Genomic DNA, 12149 nt, shown 5'->3' on the forward strand with positions numbered 1-12149 from the left:
CCGCGCGTGCGCGGCCCTTTTTCTTGTCGTGACGGTGATCGCGTGCCCGCTGACTTGTCCAGGGTGCGCCGCCCCTGTTCAGAGACAAGACCGCGGAGCATTTACAGCCCAATGCCCCGCGCTAGCGCCGTCCCTCGCGCAGCCAGCCGCCGATGATGAACCCCGCGGCCAGCAGCAGCACGAGCCACGGCGGCAAAAGCGCCATCTGGCGCACGCTTGCGGTCTCAAAGGCGCCGCGCGGGGTGAGGCCGATCCAGCCGCGCCCGGCGGCGGGGCGACCCTCGCGCACGTCGCGGATGGCGGGCAGCCCGCCTTCGAGCGCCAGCGTGCCGCCATTGGTGGCGGCGATCACCGGGGCGAGGATCGTATCGGTTGCCAGCGTGCGCTCGAACTCGACCGGGGCAGCGGGACCAAGGCCGATCACCGTTTCCTGATCGCCGTTCTCGAGCCGGTAGAGGCCGATCTCGGCGCCTTGATAAAGGGTCTCGAATCGGCCTGGCGAGACCTCCTCCAAGGGTCGCGTCCCGACCTCGCCCGAGGGTGTGGTGATCGTCACATTGGGCACCTCGCCCGAGAGCGAGCGGCGGATGATGCGCATTTCCTGACCCGTGGCCTCGGCCCAGAGCGCCTCTTCCTCAAGCTCGGGTTCCTTCATCATCCAGTGGGCGAGGCGGCGCAGCAATTCGAGCTGCGGGCCGCCGCCCTCATAGCCGCGCCCCCAGAGCCAGGCGTGATCCGACGTGAGCAGAGCCACGCGGCCCTTGCCCACACGGTCGAGCAGCAGAAGCGGGCGGTCGCCCGCGCCCGACATGACCACATCGCCGGTGCCGGTCGGCTCGACCTCGATCTGGCGCAGCCAGCGGCCCCACTCGCCGCCGAATGCCTCCTCCAGCCCCGCCGTGACCGGATGCCGTCGCCCCAGATCGGTAACGCGCGGGCGATAGCCCTCTTCGAGCACGCGCGCGGTGGGGCGGGCTGGAACCATCGCCTCGAACGGGCCGCGATAGATGCTTTCCGCCCCGGCGAAATCGGGACCGGCGGCCAGAAGCACCGCGCCCCCCCCCTCGACATACTGGCGCACGTTCTCAAGGTAGATCGTCGGCAGGATGCCCCGGCGGCGGTAGCGGTCGAAGATGATCAGGTCGAACTCGTCCACCTTGTCGAGGAACAATTCGCGCGTCGGAAAGGCGATGAGCGACAGTTCCCGCACCGGCACGCCATCCTGTTTCTCGGGGGGGCGCAGGATCGTGAAATGCACAAGGTCAACGGAACTGTCGGATTTCAGCAGGTTGCGCCATGTGCGCGTGCCTGCGTGGGGCTGGCCCGAGACAAGCAGCACGCGCAGCCGGTCGCGCACGCCGTTGATCTGCACCAGCGCGGTGTTGTTGCGGTCGGTCAGCTCGCCCTCGGCGGTGGGGGTGGAGAATTGCAGCACGTTGCGCCCGCCGCGCGGCAGCGTGAGGGGCAGCGTCATCGGGTGCCCGAGCGGCACCTCGAAGCGCCTGGGTTCGGCCCCGTCCACGGCGATGTCGAGCGGCACCGAGATGACGCCCTCGGGTGCGGCCCCGTCATCGGTGATGGTGAGGGTCAGGCGCACCTCCTCGCCCAGAATGGCGAAGGCGGGGGCGTTGTCGATGCGCAACCGCCGATCCCAGTCGCCCGCGCGGCCCGTATGCAGCAGGTGCAGCGGCGCGGGCAGGTCGGGCGTGGCCTCGATGTCATGGATCTGTCCGTCCGAAAGCAGGATGGCGCCCGCGATGCGCCCGCGCGGCAATTCGGCCATGGCCTCGGCGAGCGCGCTCATGACGCGCGAACCGCCATTCTCGGGCGCGTCGCCCACGGTGACGCGCCGGACCTCGGTATTCTCGCGCGCGGCAAGGCGCGCGGCGAGCGCCTCGGCTGCGGTATCGGTGTCCTCGGTGCGCGTGGCGAGGGTCTGGCTTGCGCTGCGGTCCTCGACCAGCAGCACGATATCCGAAAGCGGTGTGCGTTCCTCCTGACGGAAGGCGGGGCCGGACAGTGCGCCGATCAGCACCACGGCGGCCAGTGCCCGCAGCGCCCAGCCCGCCAGCCCGCGCCAGACGGCAAGCGCCAGACCGGCGAGTGCGCCCGCGCCGAGCGCGGCAATGAGCCAGACGGGAAGGAGGGGATCGAACACCACGGTGCCGGTCATTGGCCCAGCCTTTCCAGAAGCGCGGGCACATGGACCTGATCGGATTTATAGTTGCCGGTCAGCACATGCATCACCAGATTGACGCCGAAGCGGAAGGCCAGTTCGCGCTGCCGCTCTCCGGCATAGCCGCGCCCCACCGGAAACATCGGATCGCCGCGGTCGTTGATGGCCCAGGCGGCGGCCCAGTCATTGCCGCCGATCACCACCGGCGTCACCCCGTCATTGAGGTTGCGAAACGGCATCCCCTCGATCTGTTCGGCATCGGGGGGGGCTGCCTCGACCCAGACGGCGCGGCCCATATGACGGCCCGGAAAATCGCCGAGCAGGTAGAAGGTGCGGGTCAGCACATGATCCTCGGGCACGGGTTCCAGGGGTGGAATGTCAAGCGGTGCTGCCAGCCGTTGCAGCCGTGCACCATTGGGAGAGGCCGCGCCGAAGCCTGCGATATCGGCGTCGCGCGTGTCGAAAAGGATCATGCCGCCGGAGCGCAGATAGGCGTTGAGGCGGGCATAGCTCTGGGCCGAGGGAAGCGGTTGATTGGCGGTCACGGGCCAGTAGAGCATGGGGAAAAAGGCCAGTTCGTCGCGTTCGAGATCGACGCCGATCGGCTCTGCGGGTTCGACCGAGGTGCGGAAGCGCAGCACGCGCCCGAGGCCGCGAAGCCCCGCGCGGGCGGTATCGTCCACCGCGCGGTCGCCGGTCAGCACATGGGCAAGGACAACCTCGGCTGTTGCCTCCAGGGCGCGGGTGTCGTTCTGCGCGCGGGAGTCGTGGGGCAAGGCAAGGGCGAACGCGACAAGCGCGGTTACGCCTGCGCGCCAGAGCCGACCCGAAAGTGCGAGCGCGGCGAGGATATCGGCCGTCATGAGCAACAGCGCCGTGGCCAGAAGCCAGCCACCGAGCGGGGTTTCGGGCGCCCGTTCCAGCCCCTCGACAGGAATGCGCGCGGGCCATGTGGCGGGGGCAAGCGCGCTGTCGGGGGCGATCACGTTGCGCGCCACGCGCCGTTCCGGCCCGTCGTAAAGCCCCGGCAAGAGGTCAGGGCCAAGGGCCGCGTCCAGCAGACGCTCGCCCGGCACACCCGCGCGGGTGCCTGCCTCGGTCATGCGGCCAAAGCCGTCGAGCACATGCACCGGCTGCCATGTGGTGCCCGCCAGTTCGGCGGTATCGGGCGGCGCATTCACAGAGGAAATCGCCAGCCGTTCCAGCATCTGCACGAATAGGCCCGAAAGCGGCAGCGAGGACCATTCGGCATTGGCGGTGACGTGAAAGAGCACGACCTGACCCGAACCGATGCGTTTACGCGTGACCAGCGGCGTGCCGTCGGTCAGTTGCGCGATGACACGCTCGGCGAGGGTGGGATCGGGCTGTGCCATGACCTGTGCGTTCACGGCCACATCGGCGGGAATGGCGAGGCCCTGAAACGGGCTGCCCTCGGGGAAAGGGGCGAGGGATTTGGGTTCTCCCCAACTCATCGCGCCGCCCACGGTGCGCCCGCCCGCGCGCAGGCGCACCGGCATGAGCGCGTGCTCGTCGCGGCGCGACACATCGCTTGCGGCAAGGCGCGGACCGGCGAAGCGCAACAGCATCCCGCCGCCCTCGACCCAGTCGAGCAGGGCGGTTTCCTCGGCCTGCGAGAGCGTGGCCACATCGGCCAGCACGATGGCGTCGGGATTGGCCGGCAGGATGTCGAGCAGCGCGCCGTCGAGCAGGTCGGCGGTCGGCACGAGGGCCTGACGCAGGTAATGGAGCGGCGACAGAAGCTCCAGCCCCTCGCGGTCTTCGCGGCCCGCGATGAGCGCCACCTCTCGCCGCTTCAGCCCGTCATCGGTGAGGCTGACGGCACCCGCATGGCGCGCGCCCGCGATCTCGAACCGGGTGATGCGCGCGCGCAACTCGGGCGGCAGAGACAGCGCGCCGGTGGCCTCGGGCGCGCCCTCGGCGTAGGTCATGGGCAACGAGGCAAGCACCCGCTCCACGCCTGCAGGGTCGCGGCCATGGGCGGTGACGGTGATCTCGCGGGTGGGGCCGGCCCGGGCGCGGAGTGCGGTCAGTTCCACCACCCCGTCGCGCAGCGCGGGCGGGGTGAGGGCCATGAGGGGGCGCGCGCTTTCGTGCACGGTGACGGGGCCGCGCGTCTCGAGCGCGGTCAGCAGGGGCGCGCGCGTCTCGCGGGCGAGACCGTCGGAGAACCAGCGCGTTTCGAACCCGCCTTCGGGGAGCAACGCGGGTGCCTCGGCATAGGTCTCGGGGTGCGCGGTCCATGGCTCTGGGATGAGGCCGGGCAGGCGGGTGCGGATCACTTGCGCGGCCTGAAATACCGGGGCTTCGGGCGCGCTCAGCCGCAGCAGCGCGGCGGTGCGCCCGTCGCGCGCGGCCTCGGCCAGAAGCGCGTCGATCACGCCGCGCTGTGCCTGCCAGTCGCGGGCGGCGGCCCAACTGTCCTCGACCACGATGAGAAGCGGGCCGCGCGCCGCCGCCTCGCCCGCATCGCGGGGATTGAGCACCGGCCCGGCCAGCCCGATGATGGCGGCGGCAATGGCGAGCATCCGCAAAAGCAGGAGCCACCAGGGCGTGCGGTCGCTGACGCTGTCGTCGTCGCGCAGGCCCAGAAGCAGCGCCACGCCCGGAAAGCGCCGCCGCACCGGGGCGGGCGGCACGGCGCGCAGGATGATCCACAACACCGGCAGGGCCAAAAGCGCCCAGAGCAGCCAGGGAGTGGCGAAACCGATGGCACCAAGGCTCATGCGCGGCCCCCCTCGGAAATGGCGCTATAAAGCCACAGGAGGGCGGATTGCGCGCTGGCGTCTGTGTGGTGGCAGGAGTGGGTCCAGCCGGTCACCGACGCGAGGCGGGCCAGTTCGTCCTTGCGCGCGGCCAGCCGTTCAAGATAGCGCGGGCGCAGGTCTGCGGCCTTGAGCGTCTCGTGTCGCAGCGCGCCGCCCATGCTCTCGAATATGGTGCGCCCGCGATAAGGGAACGCCTCTTCCGCCGGGTCGAGAACCTGAAGCAGAACGCCACGCACGCCGCGGTCCGCCGCCGCCGTGAGCGCCGCGCGCACCGGGGCCGGATCGCCCATGAAATCGGAGATGAGCAGCGCGCGGCCATGGGGCACCAGCCCGCTCATGTCGGGGCTGGCGTATTCCTCGGCGCTTTCGGCCATGAGCGCCTCGGTCAGCCGCGCGATCTGCGCCGCGCCGCGCCGGGGCGGCAGAGCGCCGCCGGTGAGGCCCACCCGCTCTCCGCCGCGATCCAGCAGCAGCGCCACGGCAAGCGCCAGAAGCCGCGCGCGGTCGGCCTTTTCCGGCAAGGCGGCATCGGAGGCAAAGCGCATTGAGGCGGCGGGATCGACCCAGAGCATCACGCTTTGCGCCACCTGCCATTCGCGCTGGCGCACGAATTGCGCGTCCGAGCGCGCGGAGCGCCGCCAGTCGATCATGGTGCGGCTGTCGCCCGCCTGCACCGGGCGGTATTGCCAGAAATCGTCGCCCGCGCCCGACCGCCTGCGTCCGTGTTCGCCCAGAAGCACGGTGCGCGCCAGCCGTTCGGCGCGCGCCAGAAGCGGCGGCAGGCGGGCGGCTTCGGCCTCGGCGCGGGGGCGCAGGGTGGGGGTGGCGGTGGCCATGTCAGGCGGCGGCCTGCATCTGCGTCGTGTCTTCGACCAGCCGAGCGATGAGCGCGGGCAGGCTCTCGCCGCGCGCGCGGGCCGCGAAATTGAGCGCCATGCGATGGCCGAGAACGGGCTGCGCCATGGCGGCCACGTCGCTTGCGTCGGGCGCAAGACGGCCCTGCAACATGGCGCGCGCCCGAACCGTGAGCATGAGCGCCTGCGCCGCGCGCGGCCCCGGCCCCCAGGCGACGCTCTCGCGCACCGGATCGGAGGCGCTTGCGTCCTCGGGGCGGCCAGCGCGCACAAGATCGAGGATCATTTCCATGATCTTTTCGCCGACGGGCATCCGCCGCAGCATTGCTTGCGCGGCGATCAACTCCTCCGGCGTCAGAACCTCATGCGCCTCGTCCTCTTGCGCCCCGGTCGTGGCGAGCAGGATCGCGCGTTCGGTGTCGCGGTCAGGGTAGGGCACGTCGATCTGCACAAGGAACCGGTCAAGCTGTGCCTCGGGGAGGGGATAGGTGCCCTCCTGCTCGATCGGGTTCTGGGTGGCAAGGACATGGAAGGGCGGCGCAAGCGGGCGCGTCTCGCCCGCGACGGTCACGCGGCGTTCCTGCATCGCCTGCAACAGCGCCGATTGCGTGCGCGGGCTGGCGCGGTTGATCTCGTCGGCCATCAGAAGCTGGCAGAAGATCGGGCCTTCGATGAACTTGAACGCGCGGCTGCCATCGGCGGCGGTTTCCAGCACCTCGGAGCCGAGAATGTCGGCGGGCATGAGATCGGGGGTGAACTGCACCCGGTTGGTGGCCAGCCCCATGACCGTGCCGAGCGTCTCGACCAGTCGGGTCTTGCCAAGGCCGGGCAGGCCGATCAAAAGGCCATGCCCGCCGCACAGAAGCGCCGAGAGCGAGAGATCGACAACCCGCTCCTGCCCGATGAAACGCCGCGTGATCGAGGCCCGCGCGCGGGCCAGTTTCTCCTCCAGCGCCTCGAGATCGGCCAGAAGTTCGGTATCCTCGGTCATGGCAAAACTCCTGTCAGACCTATATCCTATCCGCAGAATGTATCGCCTTAAACGGAAATGGCAAAAGCAATGAGTGCAAGACCCGTCACATCACCGTCACCCGAGGGCATTGCCGCCTCTGCGCGCGCCGCCGCCAAGGGGCGCGGCCTGCCGCCGGTGCACCTGTGGAATCCGCCGTTCTGCGGCGATCTCGACATGCGGATCGCGCGGGACGGGACGTGGTTCTACCTTGGCACGCCGATCGGGCGGCCGGAACTGGTGCGGCTGTTTTCCGCCATCCTGCGCAAGGACGGCGAGAAATATTTTCTCGTGACGCCGGTCGAGAAGGTCGGGATCACCGTGGATGACGCGCCGTTCGTTGCGGTGGATGTCGAGGCGGAGGGCGCGGGGCGCGCGCAGGTGCTGCGATTCGAGACGAATGTGGGCGATCATGTGCGCGCGGGGGCCGAGCATCCGATTAGGGTGGAGCGTGACGCGCAAACCGGCGAGCCTGCGCCCTATGTCATGGTGCGGGCGAATCTCGAGGCGCTCATCGACCGAAAGAGCTTTTACCGGCTGGTGGAGATCGGCGCGCGGCACGAGGGGTGGTTCGGTCTCTGGTCGGGGGGTGAGTTTTTCCCGATCATCCCGGAGGCGGAATTGCCCTGAGCCGCTCGGCTGGCGCGCCGTCATCCCCGCGCAGGCGGGGATCTTGTGGCGGCATGAGACCCTCGGGACAGGCCCGAGGGTGACATGGCGTTGCGTTGCTGCCGGTTCGGATCACACGCTCATGCAGATGTATTTCATCTCGAGAAACTCGTCGATGCCGTGATGGCTGCCCTCGCGGCCAAGACCGGATTGCTTGACGCCGCCGAAGGGCGCGACCTCGGTCGAGATGATGCCGGTGTTGACGCCGACGATCCCGTATTCGAGCGCCTCGGCCACCCGTGTGACGCGGCTCAGGTCGCTTGCGTAGAAATAGGAGGCAAGGCCGAAGATCGTGTCATTGGCCATGGCGATCACGTCATCGACGGTCTCGAAGCGGAACAGCGGCGCGAGGGGGCCGAAGGTCTCGTCGGTGGCGACAAGCATATCCTGCGTCACATCGGTGAGGATGGTGGGCGGCAGGAAATGGCCTGGCCCCTGCTCGGGCGTGCCGCCGCCCATGAGCACGCTCGCGCCCTTGGCGGTGGCGTCGGCGACGTGTTCCTGCACCTTCACGATGGCATCGGCATTGATCAGCGGGCCAAGCGTCGTGCCCTCGTCGAACCCGTCGCCCATGCGCAGCTTTTCCACCGCCACCTTGAGCTTGGCGGCGAAGGCGTCATAGACGCCCGATTGCACATAGATGCGGTTGGCGCAGACGCAGGTCTGGCCGTTGTTGCGGAACTTGCACAGGATCGCGCCCTCGACGGCGGCATCGAGATCGGCGTCGTCAAAGACGATGAAGGGTGCGTTGCCGCCAAGCTCCATCGAGCATTTCATCACCTGATCGGCGGCCTGACGCAAAAGGATGCGGCCCACTTCGGTCGAGCCGGTGAAGGTCAGCTTGCGCACGCCGGGATTTTCACAAAATTCCTTGCCCACCTCGGAGGAGCGCGAGGAGGGCACGATGTTGAACACGCCTGCCGGGATTCCTGCGCGCTCTGCCAGAACGCCCAGAACGGTGGCCGAAAGCGGCGTCTCGGCGGCAGGCCGCCCGATGAAGGCGCAACCGGCGGCAAGCGCGGGCGCGGCCTTGCGCGTGATCATGGCGTTGGGGAAGTTCCACGGCGTGATCGAGGCGGCGACGCCGATGGGCTGCTTGATCACGGTGATGCGCTTGTCGCGCTGGTGGCCGGGGATGGTCTCGCCATAGATGCGCTTGGCCTCCTCGGCGAAAAACTCGACGAAAGAGGCGCCATAGGCGATCTCGCCCTTGGCCTCGGCCAGCGGCTTGCCCTGTTCGGCGGTGAGGATCACGCCCAGATCGTGCTGATTCTCCATCATCAGGTCGAACCATTTGCGCAGCACGGCGGCACGTTCCTTGCCGGTCCATTGCGCCCAATCCTTCTGTGCTGTTTCGGCGACGGCGATGGCGCGGGCGACCTGCGCGCGGCTGAGATCGGCCACATGGGCGATGACATCGCCGCGCGCGGGGTTCATCACCTGAAACGTGCCGTTGTCGCCATCCACCCATTGCCCGCCCACATAGGCGCGCTCGGCCAGAAGGCCGGGATCTTTCAGCATGGATTTGAGATCGGTCGTGGTCATGGCGTCTCCCTCCGTCATGTCATTTTGTCTCGCGCAGTGAGACCAGCTTGCGTAAGGAATGTCTAGGGCCAGAGGAGGGGATTGAGATGGCGGAACTGGACGATGCCTATGCCAACGTGCCGCATATTCCGGGCGGTGCGCAGTATCCGGCGCGCTGGACAGTGGCGGCCGCGGCATTTCGCGCGCGGATCGGCGCGCGGGCGGAGCTTGGCCTGTCTTATGGCGACGGCGCGCGGCAGGCGTTTGACCTTTTCCATCCGGCGGGAGAGGCGCAGGGGCTGTGTGTCTTTGTGCATGGCGGCTACTGGCTGCGGTTCGACCGGTCGTTCTGGTCGCATCTGGCGGCGGGCCCGCTGGCGCGGGGCTGGGCGGTGGCCATGCCGTCCTATGACCTTTGTCCCGAGGTGCGGATCGCCGACATCACGCGGCAGATCGCGAAGGCCGTGAGCGTGGCGGCGGGGCGCGTGGCCGGGCCGGTGGCACTGGCGGGGCATTCGGCGGGCGGGCATCTGGTGGCGCGCATGGCGGTGGCGGGGGTGCTGCCCTCGACGATGGCGGCGCGGCTGCGCCATGTCATGCCGATCTCGCCGGTGTCGGACCTGCGGCCCTTGTTGCAAACCTCGATGAACGCCGATTTCTGCCTTGATATGGCGGGCGCCGAGGCGGAAAGCCCGGTGCTGATGCAGCCCATGGCCGTGCCGGTCACGGTCTGGGTGGGCGGGGATGAACGCCCCGTGTTCCTGGATCAGGCGCGGTGGCTGGCCGAGGCCTGGAGCGCGCCGCTGGAGATCGCGCAAGGCGAGCACCATTTCAACGTGATCGAGCCGTTGGCCGATCCGGCAAGCGCGATGGTGGCGCGGCTTCTGGGCTGAGACGCACGGGGCGGTGCGCACGGAGCGTTCAGGATTTGGCAAGACCTCGCCCGGAGTTTGGGCACGTCCCTGTGATGTCCTGAACCCGGAGTGCCCCGATGCAAGATCAGTCCCCGCGCCTTGCGCTGCCCTTCATCCTGCCCTCGCAGGCACAGAAGCATGTTACCCATAACGAGGCGCTGAGCCGTCTCGACATGGCCGTGCAACTGGCCGTGGAGGGGATCGGCGCGGCCACGCCCCCGGCCCTGCCCGAGGAGGGGCAGATCTGGGCGCTGGGGTCTGCGCCCACGGGGGGCTGGGCCGGACAGGCGGGAATGCTGGCCGGGTTCATGAACGAGGCCTGGCAGTTCATGGCGCCGGGCGAGGGATGGCTTGCCCTCGACAAGAGCGACGGGCGGCTGTTCCGGCGTGCGGGCGGCGATTGGGTGGCGATCGCGCCGCCGGTGCTCGACAATCTCGACGGGGTGGGGATCAACGCCAGCCACGACGCGGTGAACCGGCTGGCGGTTTCGTCGCCTGCGACGTTGTTCAACCACGAAGGCGGGGGCCATCAGCTCAAGATCAACAAGGCGGCGGCGGGCGAGACGGCAAGCCTGCTGTTTCAGACCGGCTTTGGCGGGCGGGCCGAGATGGGCACGAGTGGAAACGACGATTTCGCGATCAAGGTGAGTGTCGATGGCGGCACCTGGAGCACGGCGCTGCGCCTTGATGCGGCAAGCGGGCTGGCCACCGGCGCAGCGGTGCAGGCGGCTGCGGCGGATGCCACGCCGGGGCGGCTCTTGCGCACGGGGGCGTTTGGTTGGGGGCAGGATGGCGGGCAGGCAAGCCCCGCTCTGGCCGATCTTGACGATCCCGCGCAGCCCTCGGGCAGCTTTGCGGTGGGTGCGGCAACTTTGGGAGCGCGCCCCGCCGGGGCAACGGAGGGCGGGTGCCTTGTGCTGCGGCAGGGGGCAGGCGCGCTGGCACAGGTGTTTTTCGGGGCGGAGGGCACGGTGCTGGCGTTCCGGCTGTGGACGGGCGGCGCATGGGGCGGGTGGCAGGCGCTTCATGGCGGGCACAATGTGAGCCGGGTGAGCGGGGCGCAGGGCGAGGCGGTGCGCACCCCCGACGGCACGCAGATTTGCCAGCATGTGCTTGTGCTGGATGCTCCCGATGTGGCGCAAGGCGCGATTTTTGCGGGGGCGTCGGAAACGGTCTGGACCTATCCCGCCGCCTTTGCCCCCGGCACGCGCCCGACACTTACGGCAAGCGCCACAACGGCGGAGGGCGTCTGGATCACGGCGCGGGCAGGCAATGCCTCCTCTGGTGCGCTCCGCGCCATGGCGGCGCAGGCACAAGGCAGCGCGCCCGAGGTGATGGTGACGGCGGTGGGGCGCTGGGCCTGAGCCTGAGGCCCGCGCACGCCCTTACTTGTCGCGGAACTGCGCCTGACGCTTTTCGGCGAAGGCGGCCATGCCCTCTTTCTGGTCCTCGGTGGCAAAAAGCGAGTGGAACACGCGCCGCTCGAACAGAAGCCCCTCACGCAGCGTGGTCTCGTAAGAGCGGTTCACGGCCTCTTTCGCCGCCATGACCGAAATCATCGACTTCTCTGCGATCCTGTGAGCCGCCGACATCGTTTCTTCCATGAGCTTTTTCACGGGGACCACGCGGCTGACCAGTCCTGCGCGCTCGGCCTCCTCGGCATCCATGAAACGGCCCGTGAGGTTCATGTCCATCGCCTTGGACTTGCCCACCAGCCGGGTCAGGCGCTGCGTGCCGCCAAGCCCGGCAATGACCCCGAGGTTGATCTCGGGTTGGCCGAATTTCGCGGTGTCCGAGCAGATGATGAAATCGCACATCATCGCCAGTTCGCACCCGCCGCCAAGCGCATAGCCCGAGACGGCGGCGATGATCGGCTTGCGGATGCGCATGATGGCGTCGCTGTCGGCGGTGAAGAGGTCTTCGGTGAAGACATCGACAAAGCTCTTGTCGCTCATCATCTTGATGTCGGCCCCGGCGGCAAAGGCCTTCTCCGAGCCGGTCAGCACGATGCAGCGCACCTTGTCGTTGGTCTGTGCCTCCGAGAGCGCCTCGGCCAGTTCCGACATCAGCTGATCGTTGAGCGCGTTGAGCGCGTCGGGGCGATTGAGTTTGATGAGGGCGACGTGGTCTTCTATTTCGACGATGATCGTCTCATAGGCCATGGATTCAGCTTTCCTTGGTTTCGCTCGACCCGAGTCATTACCATGTCGGGGCTGT

At 68.7% G+C, this 12149-nt stretch carries 9 protein-coding genes; 3 read left to right on the forward strand and 6 right to left on the reverse strand.

The window, feature by feature from the left end; translation table 11 throughout:
• Positions 1-121 precede the first annotated feature (121 nt).
• Genes KAK09_RS05635 through KAK09_RS05650 form a run of 4 tightly spaced genes read right to left on the reverse strand, consistent with a single transcriptional unit; the run spans position 122 to position 6807 of the window.
• Positions 122-2173: a hypothetical protein gene (locus KAK09_RS05635; protein ID WP_210877941.1), complete on the reverse strand. Its 2052-nt coding sequence runs from the start codon at positions 2171-2173 to the stop codon at positions 122-124.
• Positions 2170-4920: a DUF4159 domain-containing protein gene (locus KAK09_RS05640; protein ID WP_210877942.1), complete on the reverse strand. Its 2751-nt coding sequence runs from the start codon at positions 4918-4920 to the stop codon at positions 2170-2172. The genes KAK09_RS05635 and KAK09_RS05640 overlap by 4 nt, the downstream gene beginning before the upstream one ends.
• A complete protein-coding gene (locus tag KAK09_RS05645) occupies positions 4917-5798 on the reverse strand; it encodes a DUF58 domain-containing protein (protein ID WP_210877943.1) in 882 nt (293 codons plus the stop codon). Before KAK09_RS05645 ends, KAK09_RS05640 begins: the two co-directional genes overlap by 4 nt.
• 1 nt (position 5799) lies before the next feature.
• Positions 5800-6807: an AAA family ATPase gene (locus KAK09_RS05650; protein ID WP_210877944.1), complete on the reverse strand. Its 1008-nt coding sequence runs from the start codon at positions 6805-6807 to the stop codon at positions 5800-5802.
• A gap of 69 nt (positions 6808-6876) precedes the next feature.
• Here KAK09_RS05650 and KAK09_RS05655 point away from each other — a divergent pair, with 69 nt between their 5' ends.
• The gene (locus KAK09_RS05655) at positions 6877-7455 is read left to right on the forward strand and encodes a DUF1285 domain-containing protein (RefSeq protein WP_210877945.1); all 579 of its coding nucleotides are present in this window, start codon (positions 6877-6879) and stop codon (positions 7453-7455) included.
• Positions 7456-7566: 111 nt separating this feature from the next.
• On the opposite strand, the gene KAK09_RS05660 is transcribed toward KAK09_RS05655, so the two are convergent.
• On the reverse strand, positions 7567-9039 hold the full coding sequence (locus KAK09_RS05660; RefSeq protein ID WP_210877946.1) for an NAD-dependent succinate-semialdehyde dehydrogenase: 1473 nt from the start codon (positions 9037-9039) through the stop codon (positions 7567-7569).
• Positions 9040-9125: 86 nt separating this feature from the next.
• Here KAK09_RS05660 and KAK09_RS05665 point away from each other — a divergent pair, with 86 nt between their 5' ends.
• Entirely contained in the window at positions 9126-9911 is a 786-nt protein-coding gene (locus KAK09_RS05665) for an alpha/beta hydrolase (RefSeq protein WP_210877947.1), read from the forward strand.
• A gap of 98 nt (positions 9912-10009) precedes the next feature.
• Entirely contained in the window at positions 10010-11296 is a 1287-nt protein-coding gene (locus KAK09_RS05670; RefSeq protein ID WP_210877948.1) for a DUF2793 domain-containing protein, read from the forward strand.
• 21 nt (positions 11297-11317) lie between these two features.
• On the opposite strand, the gene KAK09_RS05675 is transcribed toward KAK09_RS05670, so the two are convergent.
• Positions 11318-12094, reverse strand: a complete 777-nt coding sequence (locus tag KAK09_RS05675) for an enoyl-CoA hydratase (protein WP_210877949.1) — start codon at positions 12092-12094, stop codon at positions 11318-11320.
• Positions 12095-12149: the final 55 nt, after the last annotated feature.

Origin of the sequence: Roseovarius autotrophicus (genome assembly GCF_018069895.1) — a bacterium.
GTDB lineage: Bacteria > Pseudomonadota > Alphaproteobacteria > Rhodobacterales > Rhodobacteraceae > Roseovarius > Roseovarius autotrophicus.